The organism is Mitsuaria chitosanitabida ATCC BAA-476 = NBRC 102408 (assembly GCF_001598255.1).
Classification (GTDB): domain Bacteria; phylum Pseudomonadota; class Gammaproteobacteria; order Burkholderiales; family Burkholderiaceae_C; genus Roseateles; species Roseateles chitosanitabidus.
In genome coordinates this window covers 23,058-45,679 of sequence record NZ_BCYP01000040.1, presented here as the reverse complement: position 1 = coordinate 45,679, position 22,622 = coordinate 23,058, and the positions used below count along the sequence as shown (strand labels likewise).

The following is a 22,622-nucleotide window of genomic DNA, read 5'->3' as shown; positions in this document are numbered from 1 at the left end:
CCCATGACCGCCACGCCCGCCACGATCTCCTCGATGACCGCTCCGACCACGCCCGCGACGACGCCCCCGCTGGCCGCCGCCACGAGCGCGCCGGGGGGCGGGCTGGTCCTGCGACCGCTTGCCGCCGAGGACTCCATCGAGGCGCTGACCGCGCTGCTGCACGCGTCCTACGCGTCGCTGGCGGCGCAGGGCTGGAACTTCACCGCCGTCGACCAGAGCGTGCAGACCACGCGTGAGCGCGTCGCCGCGGGACAGGCCTTCGTCGCGCTGACGGGCGAGGGCGCGCTGGTGGGCACGGTGACCATCGCGCCGCCCAAGCGGCCGGAGGGGCGCTACCTCGGCGACCCGGTGCCCGACTGCTACACGCAGGCCGACACGGCGATCCTGGCGCAACTGGCGGTGCATCCGGCCTGCCGCGGGCAAGGCGTCGCCGAGCGCCTGATGGACCTGGCCGAAGGCTGGGCCCGCGCGCAGGGTTATGCCCAGGTGGCGCTCGACACGGCCGTGCCCGCCGAGGCCCTGCGCCGCCGCTACGAACGCCGCGGTTATGCGCTGATCGGCGACGTCCAATGGGCTGGCAAGACCTATCGCAGCGTGCTGATGCGCAAGGCGCTGGGCGAGGTCGAAGGCACGCCGGCCACCGCGGCGCCGCCAGCCGCCGCCGATCCGGCGGCCATGGCCGGCGACACCCTGTCGCGGGAGGGCCGCGCATGACCCGTCGGTCGATCTCCGCCGCGGCGCTGTGCGTGGGCGCGGCGCTTCAACTGCTCGCCGCCGCCTCGGTCCTCGCGCAGTCGGCGTCGCCCGCGGCGACCGCGCCGGCATCCGCGTCGTCCTGGCGCGACCCCTCCGTCGGCGACGAGCCACCCGCGCCCGCGGCGTCGACCGCCGCCGTCACGGCGCCGCGCGTCGCCACCGACATCCGCGAGGCCGTCGTCCGCGTGCCGGTGTCGGTGGAGAACGCCATCGGCCGGCAGCTCGACGGCCAGTTGGTCGTGACGACCTATCGCCCGGCGGGGCCGGGGCCCTTCCCGCTGGTCGTCATCAGCCACGGCCGCGCCGTGTCCGAGCAGGACCGCGCCGCGATGCAGCGTCCCCGATTCGAATCGGCCGCGCGCTTCTTCATCCGCAAGGGCTTCGCCGTCGCCGTGCCGCTGCGCATCGGCTACGGCGAGCTCGCCGCCATCGGCGATCCCGAGGCCAGCGTCCGCTGCGACGCGCCCCGCTACGAGTCCGCGGCAAAGGCCGCCGCGACCGAGCTGTCCGCCGTGGTGCGCTTCATGCAGGGCGTGGCCGACATCGACGCGCGCCGCGTCGTGCTGATCGGCCAGTCGCTGGGGGGCTTCGCCACCATGGCCACGACCGGCGAGCGCCTGCCCGGCGTGATCGCGGCGATCGACTTCGCCGGCGGCCACGGCGGCAATCCGGACACGCGCACCGGCGAGCCCTGCCGGCCCGACGAGCTGGCGCGCCGCTTCGCCGACTTCGGTCGCCGCGCCGCGGCCGACGGTCACCCACCGCCCACGCTGTGGGTCTTCACCGAGAACGACCGCTTCATCTCGCCCCGCCATCAGCGCCGCTGGTCCGAGGCCTACCGCGAGGCCGGCGGCCTGGCCCAGACCCGCGAGCTGCCCGCCTTCGGCGAGGACGGCCATCAGCTCTTCGCGCGCGGCAACGACATCTGGCAGCCGCTGGTCGACGAGTTCCTCAAGCCCCTGGGCTTCGACATTCCCGGCGCCTTGCCCTTCCCGACCGGCGGCACGATCGCGATCGAGGACGAGTCCGCGCTGCCTGCCGCGCGCCTGAGCGCGGGCTACCGCAAGTTCCTCGCCGCGAAGGCGCCGCGCGCCTTCGCTACCAACGGCCGCCACTGGGGCTTTGCCATCGGCGACGACGCGCAATCGCGCGCGCTCGCCCTGTGCGATCAACACACCGACGCCGCCGAACGCTGCCGGCTCTACGCCGTCAACGGCACCGTCGTCTGGAGCAAGCCATGACCGCTTCGACCCGCCATCCCGATCCCTTCCTCGACGGCCCGACCACGCTGCGGGTCGAGCGCCACGGCGCGGTGGCCCGCGTCACGCTGGACCGCCCCGACGTCCGCAACGCCTTCAACGACACCGTCATCGCCGAGCTGACCGCGGTCTTCGAGGCGCTGGGCCGCGACGGCTCTCTGCGCGCCATCGTGCTGGCGGCCGAGGGCAAGGCCTTCTGCGCCGGCGCCGACCTGAACTGGATGAAGGCCATGGCCGGCTACAGCTGGGACGAGAACCATGCCGACGCCGGCCGCCTCGCCCACATGCTCTGGACGATCTACAGCTGCCCGGTGCCGGTCATCGCGCGGGTGCAGGGCGACGTCTACGCCGGCGGCGTGGGCCTGGTCGCGGTCTGCGACATCGCCGTCGCGGTCGAGTCCGCGGGCTTCTGCCTGTCCGAGGCCAAGCTGGGTCTGCTGCCCGCGACGATCGGCCCCTACGTCGTGCGCGCGCTGGGCGAGCAGGCCTCGCGCCGCTACTTCGTGACGGCCGAGCGCTTCAGCGCCGCCGAGGCCCATCGACTCGGCCTGGTGCACGAGCTGGCCGCCGACGCCGAGGCGCTCGACGCCAAGGTCGACGCGCTGGCCGTCGCCCTGCTGGCCAACGGTCCGGCGGCGGTCCGCGCCTGCAAGCGACTGGTGCAGGACGTCGCCCATGCGCCCATCACCCTGCAGCTGCGCGACGACACCGCGCGCCGCATCGCCGACATCCGCGCCAGCGACGAGGGCCGCGACGGCGTGCAGAGTTTCCTTTCCAAGGCCAAGCCCTCGTGGCTGGCCTGACGCGACGCGCGTGAATCGGCGTCGCGACGATGTTTCCCCTCAGCAGTAAACCGAATGTCTGAAGCAGTACGACAAGACTGGCAGCGCCGCAGCCTCGCGGCGGTCTGGCACCCGTGCACGCAGATGGCGCGCGCGCAGGACGTGCCGCCGCTGCCCATCGCCCGTGGCGAGGGCCCCTGGCTCATCGACCACGAAGGGCGCCGCCATTTCGACGCCAACAGCTCGTGGTGGGTCAACCTCTTCGGCCATGCCGACAAGGCCCTGAACGACGCGATCAAGCACCAGCTCGACACGCTGCCCCACGTGATGCTGGCCGGCTGCACCCACGAGCCCGCCGTGCGTCTGGCCGAGCGCCTGTCCGCGCGCACCGGCGGCGCGCTGGGCCACCTGTTCTTCGGCAGCGACGGCGCCTCGGCGGTGGAGATCGCGCTCAAGCAGAGCTTCCACAGCTGGCGCAATCGCGGCCGCGCCGACAAGCGCGAGTTCGTCTGCCTCAAGAACGGCTATCACGGCGAGACCATCGGCGCGCTGGCCGTCACCGACGTGGCGATCTTCCGCGACGCCTACGACCCGCTGCTGATGCACAGCCACATCGTGAGCTCGCCCGATCAGCGCCTGGGCAACGAGGCGCAGGCGCTGGAAGAGATGCGCGCGCTGCTGGCCGAGCGCCATGACCACATCGCCGCCGTCATCGTCGAGCCGCTGGTGCAGGGCGCCGCCGGCATGTCGATGTACGCGCCGAGCTATCTGCAGGCGCTGCGCGCGCTGTGCACCGAGTTCGAGGTGCACCTGATCGCCGACGAGATCGCGGTGGGCTGCGGCCGCACCGGAACATTCTTCGCGTGGGAGCAGACCGCGCCCGCGACGAAGGCCGAGTGGCCCGACTTCCTGCTGCTGTCCAAGGGCATCACCGGCGGCACGATGGCGCTGTCGCTGGTGCTGACCACCGACGCGGTCTACGAGGCCTTCTGGTCGCAGGACGTGACGCGCGGCTTCCTGCACTCGCACAGCTACACCGGCAACCCGCTGGCCTGCGCCGCGGCGAACGCCGTGCTGGATCGCTTCGACGCGGGCCAGCTCGAGCGCAACCAGCAGCAGGCGGCGTGGCTCACCGCGGCCTTCGCGCCGCTGGCCTCGGATCCGCGCGTGATGCATCTGCGTCAGCGCGGCATGATCCTGGCCTTCGACATCAACCCGAGGACGACGCTCCCGGTCGAGCGCTTCGCCGAGAAATTCCATCTCGCCGCCCGCCAGCACGAGCTGCTGATTCGCCCGATCGGCCAGACCGTGTACCTGATGCCCCCCTATCTGATCGACGAGGCCGCGGCGAAGTTCCTCGCGGCCGCGGTGACGGCGACGCTGGAGGAGGTGGTCCATGCTGCTTGATCACCTGCAAGCCAAGCTCGACGCGATCCGCGCGCAAGACCTGACCCGCTTCACCCGCATCGCGGAGACCGGCACCGCGCCGCGTCAGACCGTGCGCGGCGCCGACGGCGTGGCGCGCGAGCTGACGATGTTCTGCGCCAACGACTACCTGGGCCTCGCCGCGCATCCGGCCGTGGCCGAGGCGCTGGCCGAGGGCGCGCGCCGCTACGGCGGCGGCTCCGGCGCGTCGCCGCTGGTGAGCGGCCATTCCCGCGCGCACCACGAGGTCGAGGCCCTGCTGGGCCGCTGGTTCGAGCCCCACATCCCCGGCGCCAAGGCCATCGGCTTCTGCACCGGCTACATGGCCAACCTGGCGGTGGTCACCGCGCTGGGCGACGCCGACGCGGAGATCTTCAGCGAGACGCTGAACCATGCCTCGCTGATCGACGGCACGCGGCTGGCGAAGGCGCGTGTCGCGCGCTACGGCCACTGCAACGTCGACGAACTGCGCGCGCTGCTGGCCGCCAGCCGCGCCCGCATCAAGCTGATCGTCACCGACGCCGTGTTCAGCATGGACGGCGACATCGCCCCCTTGCCCGAGCTGCTGGCGCTGGCCGAGGAGTTCGACGCCTGGCTGATCGTCGACGACGCGCATGGGCTGGGCGTGCTGGGCGCGACCGGCGTCGGCACGATCGAGCACTTCAAGCTGCGCAGCGAGCGCCTGATCATGGTCGGCACGCTGGGCAAGGCGGCCGGACTGGCGGGGGCCTTCGTCGTCGCGCATCCGACCATCACCGACTTCCTGCTGCAGGCGGCGCGCAACTACATCTTCTCGACGGCCTCGCCGCCGGCGGTGGAGCACGCGCTGCTGACCAGCCTGGACCTGATCCGCGGCGAGGTCGGTCATCAGCGCCGCGAGCGCCTGCGTGCGCTTCAGGCGAGGCTGCGAGCCGGCATCACCGCGATGCTGGATCGGCATCCGGCGCTGAGCTGGAAGCTGGCCGACTCGCAGTCGCCGATCCAGCCGCTGATCGTGGGCGGCAACGCCGAGGTGATGGCGCTGGCCGCCGCGCTGGAGCGCGAGGGCCTGCGCGTGCCGGGCATCCGGCCGCCGACCGTGCCCAAGGGCGAGGCGCGCCTGCGCATCACGCTGTGCGCGACGCATGAGGAGGCGGACGTCGATCGCCTCGTCGCCGCGCTGGAGGCCTGCGCATGAAGACCCTGGCGAATCGAGAACCGAATCCGGCGACGACCCCGTGGCCGCTGCACGGCTTCTTCATCACCGGCACCGACACCGAGATCGGCAAGACCTGCGTCACCGCGGGCCTGACGCGCGCCTTCGACGCGCTGGGCCGCTACGTCACGCCGATCAAGTCGCTCGCGGCGGGGCAGGCCCGGAACGCCGACGGCGTCTGGGTCAACGAGGACGTCGCCCAGCTGCACGCCGCGCAATCGCAAGGCATGACGATGGACGAGGTCGGCCCGCTGCAGTTCCGCGAGCCCTGCGCGCCGCACATCGCCGCCAGGCTGGAAGGCCGCGGCATCGATCGCGAGGCGCTGCTGACCGACATCCGCCGTTCGGCGTCCAAGGGCGACCTGGCGCTGGTCGAGGGTGTCGGCGGTTTCCGCGTGCCCCTGACCGACGACTGGGACACGGCCGATCTGGCCGTGGACCTGGCGATGCCGGTGGTGCTGGTGGTCGGCCTGCGGCTGGGCTGCATCAACCATGCGCTGCTGACGGCCGAGGCCGTGCTGGCGCGCGGCTTGCGCCTGGCCGGCTGGGTCGCCAACACCGCCGATCCCCATCAACCGCATGTGGCGGACAATCTCGCCGCCTTGCGCGCGCGCATCGACGATGCGCTCGGCGCTCCCTGCTGGGGCCATGTGCCCCGGCTCTCCGATCCTTCTCCCGCGGCCGTCGCCGCGCACCTCGCGCAGCCGCAGTTGCTGGCCGCCTTGAACGCCCTTTGATTCCCTTGAACGTCCTTCCGAGGGCCAGGAAAGCATGACCATGAAGCAGACCGTCAACCAGATCCAGACGCTGACCCCGACCACCGACGAGCAGCGCCGCAACGCCACGCCCTGGACCGTGAACGAGATCGCCGCGCTCTTCGAGCTGCCCTTCAACGACCTGCTGTTCCGCGCGCAGCAAGTGCACCGCGAGCATTTCGACCCGAACGCGGTGCAGCTGTCCACGCTGCTGTCGATCAAGACCGGCGGCTGCGAGGAGGACTGCAAGTACTGCCCGCAGTCGGCCCACTTCGACACCGGCCTGAAGGCCGAGAAGCTGATCCCGCTGCAGGAAGTGATGGAAGCCGCCCGCGCCGCCAAGGCCAACGGCGCGACCCGCTTCTGCATGGGCGCCGCCTGGCGCTCGCCCAAGGAGCGCCACCTGGAGGCCATCGGCGAGATGATCACCGAGGTCAAGGCGCTGGGCCTGGAGACCTGCCTGACCGCGGGCATGCTGGGCGACGGCCAGGCCGAGCAGCTGCGCGAGGCGGGCCTCGACTACTACAACCACAACCTGGACACCTCGCCCGAGTTCTACGGTCAGATCATCACGACCCGCACGTACCAGGACCGCCTGGACACGCTGGAGCGCGTGCGCGGCGTGGGCCTGAAGGTGTGCTCGGGCGGCATCGTCGGCATGGGCGAGACCCGCCGCCAGCGCGCCGGCCTGATCGCGCAGCTGGCCAACCTGGATCCGTATCCGGAGTCGGTGCCCATCAACAACCTGGTGCAGGTCGAGGGCACGCCGCTGGCGGGCACCGCCGCGCTGGACCCCTTCGAGTTCATCCGCACGATCGCGGTGGCGCGCATCACGATGCCGCGCGCGATGGTGCGCCTGTCCGCGGGTCGCGAGGAGATGCCCGAGACCATGCAGTCGCTGTGCTTCCTGGCCGGCGCCAACAGCATGTTCTACGGCGACAAGCTGCTCACGACCAGCAACCCGCAGGCCGAGAAGGACCGCCAGCTGATCGAGCGTCTGGGCATGCACTGCGCGACCGAGGCCGAGCTGAGCGCCGAGTCCGGCGACGGCTGCGCCCCGGCGGGCGAGGGCGCCGCGGCGTCCTGCGGCCATCGGCACTGAGCCGATCCGCGCCGATCTGACGCGACCCTGAACCGACCCTGAACGCGCGCGGCGGCACGCACCGCCGCGCGGCCCCGGACCCGCGCATCGCGCCGAGGTCCGGTCGCACCCGGCGCCGCAGCGGCCACAAGCCGCGACGCGCCGAGGACCTGACCGCATGAGGAGACACCCGTGTTCAAGAAGATCCTGATCGCCAACCGTGGCGAAATCGCCTGCCGCGTCGCCGCCACCGCGCGCCGTCTCGGCGTGAAGACCGTGGCCGTCTATTCCGACGCGGACGCCCAGGCGCGCCACGTCCACGCCTGCGACGAGGCCGTGCGCATCGGCGGCCCCGCGCCGCGCGACAGCTACCTCCAGTGGCAGCGCATCCTGGACGCCGCGAAGGCGACCGGCGCGCAGGCCGTGCACCCGGGCTACGGCTTCCTCAGCGAGAACGAGGAGTTCGCGCAGGCCTGCGCCGACGCGGGCCTCGTGTTCATCGGTCCGCCGCCCTCGGCCATCCAGGCCATGGGTCTGAAGGCCGAGTCCAAGCGGCTGATGGAGCAGGCCGGCGTGCCGCTGGTGCCGGGCTATCACGGCGCTGATCAGGATCCCGCGCTGCTGCGCCGCGAGGCCCGGCGCATCGGCTATCCGGTGCTGATCAAGGCCAGCGCCGGCGGCGGCGGCAAGGGCATGCGGGCGGTGCTGGCGGATGAGGAGTTCGACGCCGCGCTCGCGTCCTGCAAGCGCGAGGCGATCAACAGCTTCGGCGACGACGCGGTGCTGATCGAGCGCTATGTCCAGCGGCCGCGCCACATCGAGATCCAGGTCTTCGGCGACAGCCACGGCGAGTGCGTCTATCTCTTCGAGCGTGACTGCTCGGTGCAGCGCCGCCATCAGAAGGTGCTCGAGGAAGCGCCCGCGCCCGGCATGAGCGCCGAGCGCCGCGCCGAGATGGGCGCCGCCGCGGTGGCCGCCGCGAAGGCGGTCGGCTATCAGGGCGCCGGCACGGTGGAGTTCATCGCCGAGCAGGACGGCCGCTTCTACTTCATGGAGATGAACACGCGGCTGCAGGTCGAGCATCCGGTGACCGAGGCGATCACCGGGCAGGATCTGGTCGAGTGGCAGCTGCGCGTCGCGTCCGGCGAGCCGCTGCCGCTGAAGCAGGACCAGCTGCGCATGCACGGCCACGCGATCGAGGCCCGCATCTGCGCGGAGAACCCCGAAGGCGGCTTCCTGCCCGCGACCGGCCGGCTGTCGGTGGCGCGCTGGCCGGACCACGCGGCCTTCCGCACGGCGGCGGTGCGCATCGACTCGGGCGTGGGGGAGGGCGACGAGATCAGCCCCTTCTACGACTCGATGATCGCCAAGCTCATCGTCTGGGGCGAGACCCGCGAGCAGGCGCTGGCGCTGCTGGACGCGTCGCTGCGCGACACGCACATCGTGGGCCTGCACACCAACGTCGCCTTCCTTCGCCGCTGCGCGGCGACGGGCTCGTTCACCAACGCCGATCTGGACACCGCGCTGATCGAGCGCGAGAAGGACGCGCTGTTCGGCCAGCCCGGACTGCCGCTGGCGGAGGCCGCCGCGGCGGTCGTCGCGCACACGCTGGCGGAGGAGGGCATGACCGAGTCCGCCGATCCGTGGAGCCGCCGCGACGGCTGGCGGCTGTTCGGCGCGGCGCAGCGTCGCTTCGAGCTGGAGGTCGACGGCGAGCGGCAGCAGGTGCTGCTGGCACGGCACCATCAGGGCAGCCTGGCGCTGACGGTGCAGGGCCGTGTGCTGCCGCTGGCGCTGCGCTCGACCGGCACCGAGCGGCATGAGCTGCATCTGGACGGACATCGCGTCGTGGTGACGACCTACAAGGTCGGCGAGCAGGTCGCGGTGTTCGGTGCGAATGGGTCGGCGCTGGTCACCGAGGTCGACCTCATCGCCCATGCCGGCGAGGGGACTTCCGAAGGCGGTCGCCTCACGGCGCCCATGCCCGGCAAACTGGTCGCCTTCCTGGCGCAGCCGGGCGACACGGTCACCAAGGGCCAGCCGCTGGCGGTGATGGAGGCGATGAAGATGGAGCACACCATCACCGCGCCGCGCGATGGCGTGGTGGCGGAACTGCTGTTCGGCATCGGCGATCAGGTGGGGGATGGCGCGGAGTTGCTGCGACTGCAGACCGTGGGTTGAGCGGGAGAAAGACCCTCACCCCCACCCTCTCCCGCAAGCGGGCGAGGGAGTAAGACAGTCCTCTCCCGCAAGCGGGCGAGGGAGTAAGACAGCACTCTCCCGCAAGCGGGCGAGGGAGTAAGCAGCGCGATGCCTTTTGACTCCCTCTCCCGCGGGGCGGGAGAGGGCAGGGGTGAGGGTGGGAGGGTTGCACGCCTCGGTCGGCTCTGCCGCCCCGTCGAATCGAAGGACCAAAGGAGAAGTCATGAGCTCATTGCCCAATCGCGTCACGCTGGTGGACGTCGGCCCCCGCGACGGTCTGCAGAACGAGAAGGAGAACGTCGGCACCGCCGACAAGGCCAAGCTCGTCGGGATGCTGCAGGAGGCCGGCCTGAAGGAGATCGAGGTCACCAGCTTCGTCTCGCCCAAGTGGGTGCCGCAGATGGCCGACAACACCGCGGTGATGGCGGCCATCGAGCGCCGCCCCGGTGTGCGCCACAGCGTGCTCGTGCCCAACATGAAGGGCCTGGAAGGCGCGCTTCCCACGAAGCCCGATGAGATCGTGGTCTTCGCCGCGGCCTCCGAGGCCTTCTCGCAGAAGAACATCAACTGCTCGATCGCCGAGAGCATCGAGCGCTTCGCCCCCGTGGTCGCCGCCGCGCACGAGGCCGGCATCAAGGTGCGCGGCGCGCTGTCGTGCTCGGTCGGCTGCCCGTATCAGGGCGACGTGTCCGCCGACGAGGTCGAGCGCGTGGTGAAGCTGATGAAGGACATCGGCGTGGACCACCTGGGCGTGGCCGACACCATCGGCGTCGGCACGCCGCGCAAGGTGCAGGCCGCGATGGAGCGGGCGCTCAAGCACTACCCGCTGGTCGAGGTCAGCGGCCATTTCCACGACACCTACGGCCAGGCGCTGACCAACATCTACGCCTGCCTGGAGATGGGCATCCACACCTTCGATGCCAGCGTCGCGGGCCTGGGGGGCTGCCCCTATGCCAAGGGCGCGACGGGCAACGTGGCGACCGAGGACGTGGTGTTCCTGCTGAACGGCCTGGGCATCGAGACCGGCATCGATCTCGACCAACTGGTCGACGCCGGTGCCTTCATCTCCGGCGTGCTGGGCCGTCCGCCGGTGTCGCGCGTCGGCCGCGCGATCCTGGCCAAGCGCCAGGGCTGACCACCAGCACCGGCCGCGACCACCCGTTGCCAGCGCCCCGCAGGTCGGGGCGCTCTCACATACGCGGTCGCGCGATCCGACGAAGGGCGAGCCGGGAGGCTCAGCCCCTGACCCGCTCCACGAACCACCACAGGTGGCCGTCCAGGTCGAGCGCGCCGTAGGTCTTGTCGGCCCAGTACTCGGGGCCGTAATCGTCGACCTGGGGTTCGCGGACGATCTTGGCGCCGGCCTGGCGCGCCCGCGCGCAATGGGCCTCGGCATCGTCGACGAAGATCATCACGCTCTGCGTGTTGGCGCTGCCCAGCGCCTTCGGACTCCGCAGCGGAATGCCGAAGCGCTGCGACTGCTCATCCTTGCCGCCTTCGCTCACCATCACCAGCGCCTCCCCGTAGATCAGCTGGCTGTGGACGACCGACCCGTTCTCCCCGTCCACCCTCAGCTGCACCTCGAACCCGAAGGCCTCGCACAGCCAGGGAATCGCCTGGGCGGCGCGTTCGTAATAGAGGGCGGCGGACAGGCGCGGCCAACCGGCGGGCGTGGGCTTCATGGGGGCTCCTGATCGACAGACAGAAAAGCTCAGCATAGGCCCCGGTCACTGCGTATCGCAAGCCATGGACTGGCATGGGCATGTCGAACCTTCCCGGACCCGCCCGGCAACTACGGGCCTTTCAACCGCGGAAAGTCATCCCGATGAAGGTCTCCCTCCGAAAGATCGACGGCCCCTGGGCCGAGGGCTACGTCCTGGACAAGCACATGCTCAGCAGCGTGTACCTGGGCGACGACGCGCAGGGGCGCCCACAGTTCGAGAGCACGCGCACCGAGGTCGGCGAGGCCTTGTTCCAGCTCAAGTACCGCCTCGATCCCGCCCAGGCCGGCCCGCTGGCGCAGGCGCTGCTGGAACACGTCTGCCCCCGCTTCGCGCCCATCGGCTTCCTGGTGCCGATGCCGCCCAGCCGCGCGCGGCCCTGGCAGCCGGTGGCGGTCGTCGCGCGGGAACTGTCGCGGCGGCTGGGCGTGCCGACCTTCGAGCGTCTGCTGATGAAGTCCCCGCTCGCGCGGCCGCTCAAGGACCTCACCTCGCGCGAGGAGAAGCTGGAGGCGCTCTCCGGCGCTTTCTTCCTGCAGGACGAGATCCGCGCCCAGGGGCGCTGGAACGCCCTGTTGATCGACGATCTCTTCGACAGCGGCGCCTCGCTGGAGGCCGCGAGCGTGGCGCTGGCGGGCTATGCGAAGGTCCATCAGGTCTACGTGGCCGCGCTCACCTGGAAATGACCGCCATGACCGTCCCCCCTGTCCCCGGTCCTGCGCCCGATGCCGCCACGGCGCCCGCTGGCGATGGCGCCCTCGACGAGTCCGGCGCGGCGCCCCCGCGCGTCTTCATCGCCGGCTCGCTGAGCATCCGGAAGCTCGACGCGCAGGTGCGCTCGCGCATCGAGAACATCGTCTCGCAGCGGATGGCGATCGTCATCGGCGATGCCGACGGCGTGGACGCCGCCGTGCAGCGGATGCTGCTCGCGCTGCCGCAGGCGCGCGTCACCGTCTACTGCTCCGGCTCGCCGCGCCACAACCTCGGTGACTGGCCCGTCGAGGCGGTCGAGTCGCCGCATGCGGTCGGCTCGCGCGCCTACTTCACCGCGAAGGACCGGCGCCTGGCCGAGGTCGCCGACTTCGGCCTGATGGTCTGGGATGGCCGCAGCACGGGCACGCTGAACAACATCCTGGAGTTGCTCGCGCGCGGCAAGAAGACTGTGGTCTTCCTGCATCCGCGGCGCGACTTCCGCATCGTCGCCCGGCCCGACCAGCTGCGGGAGCTCGCCGACCTCATGTCCGACGCCGCGCGCCGCAAGGCCGAGGAGAAGCTCCGCCTCACCGAGCGCCTCCACGAGATGCGCCAGGCGCAAGCGCAGGCGCGCATGTTCGAGTGAGGCGGGGGCCGCGCCGATCGCAGCGGGGAAGGAGATCCGAGCCCCTCCGGGGCGCTCAGGCGCCGGCCAGTGTCTGGGTGACGCTGGTGCGGAACTTGGTCGCGCGTTCGGCGTCGGACTGGGCCTCGATGTGCTCGCAGCACAGGTCGACCCACGCCATGAAGCGGCTCTCGGTGTCGGCCTGGCGGACCAGGTCGCGCAGTTCGCCCTCGCGACCCGCCAGCATGCGCGTGACCAGGTCCAGCGCGAAGAACTTCGTCGACACCAGGCGCCGCGCGCGCTCCATCGTCGCGCGGGTGTCGACGACGCGCGGCAGTTCGACCAGCCCCTGGTCGACCAGGCGCTCCAGTCCGTCTTCCAGGCCCAGGCCGCGCCCGAGCCGGCGCAGTTCGTCCGCGTCGCGCTTGCCGTCGACGGTGATCAGCAAGGCGCGCAGCGCGCCGGGCAGTTGGCGCTGGCCTTGCGCGAGCAGTTCGCGCGCGCGGTCGGTCTTGCGGGGCGGGGTGGCGGTGGCGTGCATGGCGGGCGGATGTTGCGCAGGCGGGATGCAGGCTTGATGACAGATCGCGGTCGCTCTCCCTAAAGCGTGCGTTGCCGCACGGCGATGCGATGTCCACAATCGGGCGGCCCGAGTGCACCGGCGCCACGCGCGGGTGCCGATGACTCGTTCGGGCCAATGACCAGGGAGGACTCCAAGATGGACAAGCTGATCGTCCTGCACCGCGGCGCGCTGCGCGCGAAGTACGGTGCCAAGGGGCTGACGAAGATCGACGCGGCGCTCAAGGCGCTGATCAAGGCCGACGAGCGACGCGGCATCGACACCCGCCTCGTCGCCGCCGACCAGGCCGCCGCGATGAAGCCCCTCGGCGCCAAGCCGCTGCCCACGCCGGCGGACGCGAAGTCGCTGAAGGCCGTGATCGATGCCTTGGACAAGGCGCGCCACCCGCACTACATCGTGCTGCTCGGCGGTCCGGACCTGCTGCCCATGGTCCCGCTGAAGAACCCGGCGCCCGACGACGACGACAAGCTCGTCCCCAGCGATCTGCCCTATGCCTGCGAGGCGCCCTACGGGACCGACCCGAACCGCTTCCTCGGTCCGACGCGCGTCGTCGGCCGCCTGCCCGACCTGCCGGGCGCGGAGGATCCCGCGCTGCTGCTCTCGCTGATCGCCGCCGCGACCGCGCACAAGCCGCTCCCGCGCGCGTCCTACCTCGAGAGCTTCGGCCTGTCCGCCGAGGTCTGGCAGGACTCGACCCGCATGAGCCTGACCAACACCTTCGGCACGGCCGAACAGCTGCGGCTCTCGCCGCCCAGCGGCCCCAAGTGGAAGAAGGCGGACCTGGCGCCGCGCATGCATTTCATCAACTGCCATGGCGCCGATCAGGACCCGACCTATTACGGGCAGCACGGCCAGTCCTATCCGGAGGCGATGACCTCGGCCACGGTGAAGGGCTTGGTCACGCCGGGCACCGTGGTCGCGGCCGAGTGCTGCTACGGCGCGCAGGTCTTCGCGCCGACGCCGGACGCGAAGGGGCGGCCGGGGGCCTGGCCGATCTCGCTGCGCTACCTGGGCGACGGCGCGATCGCCTTCGTCGGCAGCACGACGGTGGCCTACGGGCCCAGTGCGGGCAACGGCTCGGCCGACCTGGTCTGCCAGTATTTCCTGCAACGCGTGCTGGCGGGGGCCTCGACCGGCCGCGCGCTGCTGGAGGCGCGCCAGAAGTTCGCCGGCGAGCGCACCCACCTGGATCCGGTCGACCTGAAGACGCTGGCGCAGTTCTATCTGCTGGGCGACCCCTCGGTGCAGCCGGTGACCTTCCAGGGCCACGCGCTGACCCGGACCAAGGCCTTCAAGCAGGCCTTCTCGGCGGTGCAGGACCGTGGCGTGCGCGGCCTGCGGCGCGAGCGTCTGGCGCGCGAGGGCCGCAATCTGGCACGCAGCTTGCCCCGCTTGCAACGCACCGACGCGGCGCCGGCCGCGGCCGTCGTCAAGGCGGTGACGCCCATGCTGAAGGAATCGGGCCTCAAGCCCAAGGACTGTCGGCGGGTCAGTTACCGCATCGTCGGTGCGCCGGATCACCGCACCGTGCACGTCTACACGGCGCTGCGGCCGACCGCCGTGGGCGAGGCGGCCGAGGGCGACGCCGCGCTGCCGCTGTCGCTGGTCGCCACCGAGCAGGACGGCCGCCTGCTGCATGTGAGGCGCATGCATGCCCGCTGACCCCCGCGATCCCGATCACGTCCGCGATGCCGGGGACGCCGCCGCGCCCGGGCCGGAGCGCCTGTGCGGCCGACTGGTCCTCGCGCTGCGCTCGCCCGGGAGCAAGAGCGAGCGGGTCGCCCCGGTGCTGGAGGTCGGTGCGGGCGCTGAGGCGGGGGGAGAGGCCGGCGAGGGTCGGAGCGCGCCGCCAGAGCGCCTCGTCCTGCGCCGCGAGGGCGCCAATCCCTTCCACGATCCCGAGCTGGCGGCCCTGGAGGGTCAGGTCTTGATCGTCGAAGGGGAACGCCGCGGCAGTCATTTCCTGGTGCGTCGCTACCGCGTGCGCGTCGATGATGAACCCGCCGGCGCGGACGGTGACTGGGCCTGAGGGCGGTCCGGCGAACCCCGGGAGCGCCATGTGCCCCTAGGGCCGGATCGTGGCGTCGGCAAGACCGCGCGGCGCGCTCGGACTAAGGCGCCCACTTGCCGGTGATTGCTCGATAGACGTACAACCGGACGTTCCGGCGCCGGGTCGCCCCGGCGCCGCACCCGACCATCAACCCGAAACAGGAGTGCTGCTCATGGCCAAGACTTCCCCTTCCGATCGCCTGCTGACGGATCTGCACCAGGTGGTGACGGACGCCGAATCGCTGCTGCGCGCGACCGCCGATCAGACCAGCGCCGGCGCGTCCGAGCTGCGCGCCCGCGTGCAGTCGACGCTGGATCGCGCCAAGGCCAGCCTGGGAGAGTTCCAGTCCGTCGCGGTCGAGCGTGCCAAGGCCGCCGGCAAGGCGACCGACGACTACGTGCACGACAACCCCTGGCAGTCGATCGGCGTGGCGGCCGGCGTCGGCCTGCTGGTGGGCCTGCTGCTCAGCCGCCGCTGATCGGCGAGCTCGCGCGCGTCTGCGGCTGCGAGGCGGCCGTGGATGGGGCGGCGGTGCCGCCGGCACCGGCTTCCCAGGACTTGGGCGCGGCGAGCCAGCGCTCCAGGTCCTCCGCGGGCATGGGCCGGGCGAACAGCCAGCCCTGACCCTCGTGGCAGCCCAGCGCCAGCAGGTGCTGGCGCTGCTCCTCGGTCTCGATGCCCTCGGCGACGACGCGCATCCCCAGGCTGCATCCCAGATTCACCACCATCTGCGCGATGGTCGCGCCCGCGGCGGAGCTCTGCGCCTCGCGCACGAACGCGCGGTCGATCTTGAGCCGTTCCACGTCCAGCCGCCGCAGCTGGCTGAGCGACGAGAAGCCCGTGCCGAAATCGTCGATCGCCACCGACGCGCCGGTGCCGCGGATCTCCGCCAGCACCCGCAGCACGGCCGACACCTCTTCCATCGCCATGGACTCGGTGATCTCCAGCTCCAGCGCGGAGCCGGGCACGTCGGCATCGGCCAGCGCGCGCCGCAGCGTGTCGATGAAGGCCGGATGGCGGAACTGCGCCAGCGAGATGTTGACAGCGATGCGGAAGTCCGCGAAGCCGCTCTCGCGCAGCTGCCGCACCTGGTAGCAGGCGGTCCTCAGGACGAATTCGCCGATCGGGACGATCAGGCCGGACTGCTCGGCCAGCGGGATGAACTGGTCGGGGGGCACGAACTGACCCTCGGCCGTGCGCCAGCGCAGCAGCGCCTCGGCGCCGATCACGCGCAGCGTGCTCAGCTCCACCTGCGGCTGGTACACGACGAAGAGGCGGCGTTCCTCGAAGCTGGCGCGCAGGCCCTTGAGCAGCTTGAAGCGCTCGCGGGCGTCGATGCCCATCTCCGGGGAGAAGTACTGCGACGCGCCGCGGTTGCCCGCCTTGGCGCGCTTGAGCGCGATCTGCGCGTCCAGCAGCAGTTCCGAGCCCAGCGCGCGCGACTGCGCGAGCCGCACCAGGCCCGAGGTCGCGGAGAGCTGCAGGCGCTCGCCGGCGACGGTGAAGGGGTCGTCGAAGACCGCGCCGATGCGCTGGCCGTTGACCATCTCGTCCGGACCCAGCAGGCCGAAGGCGTTGGACGAGATCCGCGCCATCGCGGTGTTGAAGCCCAGGCGCTGCGCCATCCGCTGCGACACCGCCTGCAGCACCTGATCGCCGAAGCGATGGCCGAAGGCGTCGTTGACGTCGGCGAAGTCGTCCAGGTCGATCAGCGCGAGGGTGATGCCCTCGGGACTCTTGAGGTTGTGCTCGAGCAGCTCGATGAAGCGGGTGCGGTTGGGCAGCTGCAGCAGCGGGTCGTTGTAGGCCTGGTCCGTCAGCTGCGTGTAGAGCATGACGTTCTCGAAGCCCACCGAGATGTTGGAGCAGAAGGCGCGCAGCAGCTGACGGTCGAGGTCGTCGAGCTCGCGCTGCACCTCGACCAGCGCGGCCATCGCGCGGCCGCTGGGCAGACCGAAGTGCAGGACGGTGCAGCCGTCCTCGTGCAGGTTGTGGCCGGCGGCCAGGCAGCGGGCCAGCAGCTCGCGGACCTTGGCGACGGGCACCGCGTGCAGCGGTCGGTTGATCAGGGAGCTGTACTGGCCGGCGGCCGCGATGACGCGGGCGTCGCCGCTGGCGTCGTTGTGCGCCTGCACGCAGACCAGGCCCTCGGGCAATGTGCCCAGCAGCGCGCACAGCTGGGTCACCACGCCTTCGGCGAAGCGGTGCAGGCCGTGCTGGCGGCCGAGCTCGGTGCTGGCCTCGACGATCATCTCCAGGCCTTGCCGGTTGGCCTCGAGCGCGCGGATCTGGCGGTACGAGCGGATCGCCGCCGTCAGCACGGTGTACAGCCGCGTGCGGGTCAGCTCCGACTTGGTCTTGTAGTCGTTGATGTCGTAGGCCTGGACGGTCTCGATCTCCGGCGCGTAGCCGGGCTGGCCGGTGCGCAGCACGATGCGCACGGCGCGCTGGCGCAGTTCCTCGCGGATGTGGCGCACCAGTTGCAGGCCGGCGTCGTCGGATTCCATGACCACGTCCAGCAGCACGACGGCGATGTCGGGCTCGGCGACCAGCAGCGCGCGGGCCTCGGCGGCGGACTTGGCGTGGAGGAAGGTCAGCGGCTGGCCCTCGATGGGCAGACCCTGCATGGCCAGCTCGGTGGCCTTGTGGACGTCGGTGTCGTCGTCGACGATCAGCACGCGCCACGGGGTGCGCGGGGCTTGGGGCTCGTCGTGGGCGTGCTCGTGGTCGTCCAGGAACTGCAGCAGGTCGTCGTCCTCGACGACGGCGGTGTGCGGCATGGGCTGGCGATCAGGCATTGAGAGGACCTTGTCTGTCCGGCGGCGCGGGGCGCAACCAAGCGTTACTGCGCACTGTAGCCCAACGCCTGCGGGCCGCATCCCCAAAGATCGCCCTCGTTTCCCCCGATTCAGTGATAGCTTCCGCACTCCGAGGGGCGCGTCACAGAGGAGAAACAATCGATGGATGCACACGATCCGAGCCTGGCGGACCGGCTGCGCCGGATGGCCGAGCGGGCGCTGGAACTGGCGCGCGTGCGGCTGGAGCTGCTGGGCGTGGAGCTGCAGTCCGAGCTGCTGCGGCTGTTCGGCGCGCTGACCGCGTTGCTGCTGGCGCTGCTGATGGGCGTGGCGGCGCTGGTGATGCTGATCTTCGCGGGCCTGCTGTGGGTGCCGGCCGAGTGGCGCGCGCCGGTGGGCGCGGGACTGGGCGCGGTCTTCGCGATCGCGGCGGTGCTGTGCTGGCAATGGGCGAAGCGGCAGCTGTCGACCGGGCGCCCCTTCGCTGCCAGCGTCGCCGAGCTGGCGCGGGATCGCCGCGCGGTCGCGCCCGAGGATGACGCCGACGCCGCTCGCGGCGGGGAGCGCTGGTGATGTGGCGCGACGCCCGTCAACGGCTGAAGCTGCGGCAGCTCGAGCTGCAGCTGCGCAGCGCGGAACTGCGTCTGGGACTGCTGCATGACGCCGAGGCCTTCGAGCGCCCGATGCGCTGGGCCGATCGCGGCCAGGCGCTGTGGCGACTGGCCGGCAGCATGCCGCGCCTGTGGCGGACCGTGGCGGCGATGGCCGCGGCGGGAGGCCTCGCGGGATTGATGCGGCGCTTCAACCGGCGCGACGGCGACGCGGAGGAGGGCTCGGAGCGCTCGCCCGGTCGTGTCGCCCGGATCTGGGCCTGGGTCAGCCTGGGCTGGAAGGTCTGGCGGTGGCTCAAGCCGGACGGCGAGCCGTCCTCTCCCGCCGCCGCGTCGACACCGACCGCCGCATCGAGCGCATCGAGCGCACCGACCGCGACGACCGCGACGACCGCGACGACCTCCGCCGCGGCCCCGGCGAGCGGCGCCCACGGGGAGACGCCGTCGCGCTGAGGCTCAGCGCGGGCCGCGCTTCGTGGCGGGGCGGCCGCCCGGCCGACCGCCGGCCGCCGCCGGCTTCGCGTTCGAGCCCGGACGCGCGCTCGCGCCCGTCGCGGGACGCGCGCTGGCACCGGCGGGTCGCTGCGGCGTGCGCGCGGCACCGGTCTCGCGCGGGGGCAGGCCGGTGTGCTGGGTCAGGATCTGACCCGCGCGCGGCTTGTTCGGCGCGACCTTCTGACCCGCCTTCGTCGAGTTCTTCCGACGCGCCGATTCATACGCCGCATCCTCGCCCACCGGCTGGAAGGTCGGGATCAGGTGATGCTTGCCGTTGCCGATCAGATCGGCGCGGCCCATCTCCTTGAGCGCATCGCGCAGCAGCGGCCAGTTCTTCGGGTCGTGATAGCGCAGGAAGGCCTTGTGCAGGCGCCGGCGGCGCTCGCCCTTGACGATGTCGACGGACTCGGTGTCGCGGCCCACCTTCTTCAGCGGGTTCTTGCCCGAGTGGTACATCGCCGTGGCGGTGGCCATCGGGCTCGGATAGAAGGTCTGCACCTGGTCCGCGCGGAAGCCGTTCCGCTTCAGCCACAGCGCCAGGTTCATCATGTCCTCGTCGGCCGTGCCGGGGTGCGCGGCGATGAAGTAGGGGATCAGGTACTGCTTCTTGCCCGCCGCGGCGCTCGCCACCTCGAACAGCTGCTTGAAGCGGTCATAGGTCCCGATGCCCGGCTTCATCATCTTGGACAGCGGGCCGCCCTCGGTGTGCTCGGGCGCGATCTTCAGGTAGCCGCCGACGTGGTGGGTCACCAGCTCCTGGATGTACTCGGGGGACTCGATCGCCAGGTCGTAGCGCAGGCCCGAGCCGATCAGGATCTTCTTGACGCCGCGCAGCCCGCGCGCGCGCCGGTACAGCTTGATCAGCGGACCGTGGTCGGTGTGCAGGTTGGGGCAGATGCCCGGATAGACGCAGCTGGGCTTGCGGCAGGCGGCCTCGATCTCGGGGCTCTTGCAGCCGATGTGCCACATGTTGGCCGTCGGGCCGCCCAGGTCCGAGATGATCCCGGTGAAGCCCTTCACCTTGTCGCGGATGTCCTCGATCTCGCGAATGATCGAGTCCTCGCTGCGGCTCTGGATCACGCGGCCCTCGTGCTCGGTGATCGAGCAGAAGGTGCAGCCGCCGAAGCAGCCGCGCATGATGTTCACGCTGAAGCGGATCATTTCCCAGGCGGGAATCTTCGTGCCGTGGTCGTGGCTGCCGTCCTGGTCCGCGTAGACCGGATGCGGGCTGCGCGCGTAGGGCAGGTCGAACACGTGGTCCATCTCGACCGTGGTCAGCGGGATCGGGGGCGGGTTCAGCCACACGTCGCGGTCGACGCCGCTGGACGAGTGACGCTGCACCAGCGCGCGGGCATTGCCCGGGTTGGTCTCCAGGTGCAGCACGCGGTTGGCGTGGGCGTAGAGCACCGGATCGCTCTTGACCTGCTCGTACGCCGGGAGGCGGATGACGGTGCGGTCGCGCGGGGTGACCAGCGCGCGGCCGTCGCCGCCCGTCTTGGACAGCGTCTGGCGGATGATCTTGATCGGCTTGACCTCGGCCATGCCGGCCGGGGCCGGGGCGGTCGCGGCAGCGCCCGTGGTGCCGTCGGCGCCCGCGGCCTGCGCCTGCTGCTTCGAGCAGTCGGTGCCCTGGTCGGCGGCCGCTTCCTCGGTCGTCATGTAGGGGCTGAGCAGCGCGTCGATCTTTCCGGGGACGTCGACCTCGGTGGAGTCGATCTCGAACCACCCGTTGAGCGACTCGTCGTCCGGCTTGCGCATGAAGGCGGTGCCGCGGACGTCGGTGATGGACTCGATGGGCTTCTTCTGGGAGAGGCGATGGGCGATCTCGATGATGGCGCGCTCGGCGTTGCCGTAGACCAGCAGGTCGGCCTTGGAGTCCACCAGGATCGAGCGGCGGACCTTGTCCTGCCAGTAGTCGTAATGCGCGATGCGGCGCAGCGAGGCCTCGATGCCGCCGATGATCACCGGGACGTCCTTGAACGCCTCCTTGCAGCGCTGCGTGTAGACCAGGGTCGCCCGGTCCGGCCGCTTGCCCGCCTCGCCGCCCGGCGTGTAGGCGTCGTCCGAGCGGATCTTCCGGTCGGCCGTGTAGTGGTTGATCATCGAATCCATGTTGCCGGCCGCCACGCCGAAGAACAGGTTGGGCTTGCCCAGCGCGCGGAACGGGTCGACCGAGTTCCAGTCCGGCTGCGCGATGATCCCGACGCGGAAGCCCTGCGCCTCCAGCGTGCGCCCGATGACCGCCATGCCGAAGCTCGGGTGGTCCACGTAGGCGTCGCCGCTGACGATGATGATGTCGCAGCTGTCCCAGCCGAGCTGCGTCATCTCCTCCCGCGACATGGGCAGGAAGGGGGCGGGACCGAAGCGCTTGGCCCAGAACGGGCGGTAGGCGGTCAGCGCCTTCTGGCCGGTCTTCTTCAGATCGGACAGGGGACGGGTCGGGGGCGGGGCAATGGACACGGCGGCGGCTCGGGCGTGGGCAACCGCGTATTGTCGCCGCACACCCGGGTTCACCCCAGGGGAGACCTCACATTCGCGGGGATTTCGCCCGGGATTGTTTCAGCGAGGGGGGTGATCGCCGGTCGGGTCGGGCGTCGGGGTGCTGGCCAGCGGCTCGGCCCCGGGCGGGTCGGCCGGCGGATCCGCGTCCGAGCCGAAGGGGGATCGTCCGCCGTCGCACAGCGGTTGGCGGCCCAGCGTGAGGCGCTCGGTCGCGGTCAGCGGGGCGAACCGGTTGGGCACGGTCACCGTCAGACTGGACAGGAAATGCTCCAGCCGCGCCTGCCCGACCTCGATCAGGTCGAAGGACGCGGGGTCCATGATCCAGTGGTGCAGCAGGCCGCCGATCAGCGCCATCAGCCCGATGGCTGCCTGGTGGGTGTCCAGGTCGCGCGGCAACTGGCCCAGCGCGATGGCGCGCTCGAAGGTCTCCTGGTTGCGGGCGGTCCACTCGCGATGCGCCGCGACCTTGCGGCCGTGGATGGAGGCCATCTCCCCGACGAACTCCACCCGCAGGTTGGCGATCTCGAAGGCGCGGCGTGTGCGCGCATTGAACACGGCGCAGTGCATGACATTCATCAGCCGCAGGCGCAACTCGTCCAATGGGCGGTCGGCGTAGCCGGACAGGGCGTCGTCGAAGCCCTCTTCCAGGGGCATGGTGGCGCGCTCCATCATCGCGTTGAAGAGCTGCACCTTGTCCTCGAAGTGCCAGTACACCGCGCCGCGCGTGACGCCGGCGGCTTGCGCGATGTCCTGCAGCGAGGTGCGGGACACGCCGCGTTCATGGAACAGCAGTTCCGCCGCGTCGAGCAGACGGGCGCGTGTCTCCTGGGCTTCTTGTTTGGTTCGGCGGGCCATGGGCGGATTCTAGAACACGGGAGAAACATACATACGCGAATGTATGTATATACTCCACGCCTTTCGGGTCTACCCGGAGTGGGCCGTTCCCGCCTTCCCGCCAACGCTGTCGATCCGCGACGACCTCACCCGTCGTTGCCGAAGGGTCGCGACTTGCCAGAAGATGCGCCGCGTCCGTCGTCCGTGGGTCGGTCCGACCGCTCACTCGAATCACATGTACTGCGAGAGGAATCCCAT

General features: G+C 71.2%; 21 protein-coding genes. 16 read left to right on the top strand and 5 right to left on the bottom strand.

Annotated elements, in window-relative coordinates:
- The first annotated feature begins 3 nt into the window (after window positions 1-3).
- The 9 genes from MCHT01_RS23875 to MCHT01_RS23835 all read left to right on the top strand — a co-directional run bounded on the left by MCHT01_RS23875 (window position 4) and on the right by MCHT01_RS23835 (window position 10,590).
- Window positions 4-714 carry a GNAT family N-acetyltransferase gene (locus MCHT01_RS23875; protein WP_067069778.1) on the top strand — a complete coding sequence of 237 codons (711 nt, stop codon included), beginning with the start codon at window positions 4-6 and terminating at the stop codon, window positions 712-714.
- Window positions 711-1,997, top strand: coding sequence for an alpha/beta hydrolase family protein (locus tag MCHT01_RS23870; protein ID WP_067069775.1), 1,287 nt, complete (start codon window positions 711-713; stop codon window positions 1,995-1,997). The genes MCHT01_RS23875 and MCHT01_RS23870 overlap by 4 nt, the downstream gene beginning before the upstream one ends.
- Complete coding sequence (locus MCHT01_RS23865; RefSeq protein ID WP_067069772.1) at window positions 1,994-2,818, top strand: enoyl-CoA hydratase/isomerase family protein; 825 nt, start codon at window positions 1,994-1,996, stop codon at window positions 2,816-2,818. Before MCHT01_RS23870 ends, MCHT01_RS23865 begins: the two co-directional genes overlap by 4 nt.
- 54 nt (window positions 2,819-2,872) lie before the next feature.
- A complete protein-coding gene (bioA, locus tag MCHT01_RS23860) occupies window positions 2,873-4,204 on the top strand; it encodes an adenosylmethionine--8-amino-7-oxononanoate transaminase (protein ID WP_084453294.1) in 1,332 nt (443 codons plus the stop codon).
- Window positions 4,194-5,399 carry an 8-amino-7-oxononanoate synthase gene (bioF, locus tag MCHT01_RS23855; protein WP_067069765.1) on the top strand — a complete coding sequence of 402 codons (1,206 nt, stop codon included), beginning with the start codon at window positions 4,194-4,196 and terminating at the stop codon, window positions 5,397-5,399. Before bioA ends, bioF begins: the two co-directional genes overlap by 11 nt.
- A complete protein-coding gene (gene bioD / locus MCHT01_RS23850; RefSeq protein WP_067069762.1) occupies window positions 5,396-6,154 on the top strand; it encodes a dethiobiotin synthase in 759 nt (252 codons plus the stop codon). Before bioF ends, bioD begins: the two co-directional genes overlap by 4 nt.
- A 34-nt stretch (window positions 6,155-6,188) precedes the next feature.
- Window positions 6,189-7,274: a biotin synthase BioB gene (gene bioB, locus MCHT01_RS23845; RefSeq protein WP_084453293.1), complete on the top strand. Its 1,086-nt coding sequence runs from the start codon at window positions 6,189-6,191 to the stop codon at window positions 7,272-7,274.
- 171 nt (window positions 7,275-7,445) lie between these two features.
- Window positions 7,446-9,434 (top strand): acetyl/propionyl/methylcrotonyl-CoA carboxylase subunit alpha, encoded by a 1,989-nt coding sequence (locus tag MCHT01_RS23840; protein ID WP_067069759.1) that lies wholly within the window; start codon window positions 7,446-7,448, stop codon window positions 9,432-9,434.
- A 244-nt stretch (window positions 9,435-9,678) separates the two neighbouring features.
- Window positions 9,679-10,590, top strand: coding sequence for a hydroxymethylglutaryl-CoA lyase (locus MCHT01_RS23835; RefSeq protein WP_067069756.1), 912 nt, complete (start codon window positions 9,679-9,681; stop codon window positions 10,588-10,590).
- Window positions 10,591-10,690: 100 nt separating this feature from the next.
- On the opposite strand, the gene MCHT01_RS23830 is transcribed toward MCHT01_RS23835, so the two are convergent.
- The gene (locus tag MCHT01_RS23830; RefSeq protein ID WP_067069753.1) at window positions 10,691-11,137 is read right to left on the bottom strand and encodes a VOC family protein; all 447 of its coding nucleotides are present in this window, start codon (window positions 11,135-11,137) and stop codon (window positions 10,691-10,693) included.
- Between the two features lie 143 nt (window positions 11,138-11,280).
- On the opposite strand from MCHT01_RS23830, the gene MCHT01_RS23825 reads away from it, so the two are divergent.
- The gene (locus tag MCHT01_RS23825; RefSeq protein ID WP_067069750.1) at window positions 11,281-11,862 is read left to right on the top strand and encodes a ComF family protein; all 582 of its coding nucleotides are present in this window, start codon (window positions 11,281-11,283) and stop codon (window positions 11,860-11,862) included.
- Between the two features lie 5 nt (window positions 11,863-11,867).
- Entirely contained in the window at window positions 11,868-12,515 is a 648-nt protein-coding gene (locus tag MCHT01_RS23820) for a hypothetical protein (protein WP_245643606.1), read from the top strand.
- 55 nt (window positions 12,516-12,570) lie between these two features.
- Here the strand turns inward: MCHT01_RS23820 and MCHT01_RS23815 are convergent, their stop codons facing one another.
- Complete coding sequence (locus tag MCHT01_RS23815; RefSeq protein ID WP_067069747.1) at window positions 12,571-13,035, bottom strand: hypothetical protein; 465 nt, start codon at window positions 13,033-13,035, stop codon at window positions 12,571-12,573.
- Window positions 13,036-13,212: 177 nt separating this feature from the next.
- Between MCHT01_RS23815 and MCHT01_RS23810 the strand changes: the two genes are divergently transcribed.
- The 3 genes from MCHT01_RS23810 (at window position 13,213) to MCHT01_RS23800 (ending at window position 15,602) form a co-directional block, all read left to right on the top strand.
- The gene (locus MCHT01_RS23810) at window positions 13,213-14,736 is read left to right on the top strand and encodes a C25 family cysteine peptidase (RefSeq protein WP_067069744.1); all 1,524 of its coding nucleotides are present in this window, start codon (window positions 13,213-13,215) and stop codon (window positions 14,734-14,736) included.
- The gene (locus MCHT01_RS23805) at window positions 14,726-15,103 is read left to right on the top strand and encodes a hypothetical protein (RefSeq protein WP_067069741.1); all 378 of its coding nucleotides are present in this window, start codon (window positions 14,726-14,728) and stop codon (window positions 15,101-15,103) included. Before MCHT01_RS23810 ends, MCHT01_RS23805 begins: the two co-directional genes overlap by 11 nt.
- 193 nt (window positions 15,104-15,296) lie before the next feature.
- Window positions 15,297-15,602, top strand: coding sequence for an ElaB/YgaM/YqjD family protein (locus tag MCHT01_RS23800; RefSeq protein WP_067069738.1), 306 nt, complete (start codon window positions 15,297-15,299; stop codon window positions 15,600-15,602).
- Here MCHT01_RS23800 and MCHT01_RS23795 read toward each other — a convergent pair.
- Window positions 15,589-17,904 carry a putative bifunctional diguanylate cyclase/phosphodiesterase gene (locus MCHT01_RS23795; protein ID WP_084453291.1) on the bottom strand — a complete coding sequence of 772 codons (2,316 nt, stop codon included), beginning with the start codon at window positions 17,902-17,904 and terminating at the stop codon, window positions 15,589-15,591. The two genes, MCHT01_RS23800 and MCHT01_RS23795, sit on opposite strands and share 14 nt — an antisense overlap.
- A 180-nt stretch (window positions 17,905-18,084) precedes the next feature.
- Here MCHT01_RS23795 and MCHT01_RS23790 point away from each other — a divergent pair, with 180 nt between their 5' ends.
- Window positions 18,085-18,495: a phage holin family protein gene (locus tag MCHT01_RS23790; protein WP_067069735.1), complete on the top strand. Its 411-nt coding sequence runs from the start codon at window positions 18,085-18,087 to the stop codon at window positions 18,493-18,495.
- A complete protein-coding gene (locus MCHT01_RS23785; protein ID WP_067069732.1) occupies window positions 18,495-18,986 on the top strand; it encodes a hypothetical protein in 492 nt (163 codons plus the stop codon). The genes MCHT01_RS23790 and MCHT01_RS23785 overlap by 1 nt, the downstream gene beginning before the upstream one ends.
- 3 nt (window positions 18,987-18,989) lie before the next feature.
- On the opposite strand, the gene MCHT01_RS23780 is transcribed toward MCHT01_RS23785, so the two are convergent.
- Window positions 18,990-21,488, bottom strand: a complete 2,499-nt coding sequence (locus tag MCHT01_RS23780; RefSeq protein WP_439956185.1) for a YgiQ family radical SAM protein — start codon at window positions 21,486-21,488, stop codon at window positions 18,990-18,992.
- Window positions 21,489-21,587: 99 nt separating this feature from the next.
- Window positions 21,588-22,385 carry a TetR family transcriptional regulator gene (locus MCHT01_RS23775; protein ID WP_067069729.1) on the bottom strand — a complete coding sequence of 266 codons (798 nt, stop codon included), beginning with the start codon at window positions 22,383-22,385 and terminating at the stop codon, window positions 21,588-21,590.
- Between the last annotated feature and the right edge of the window lie 237 nt (window positions 22,386-22,622).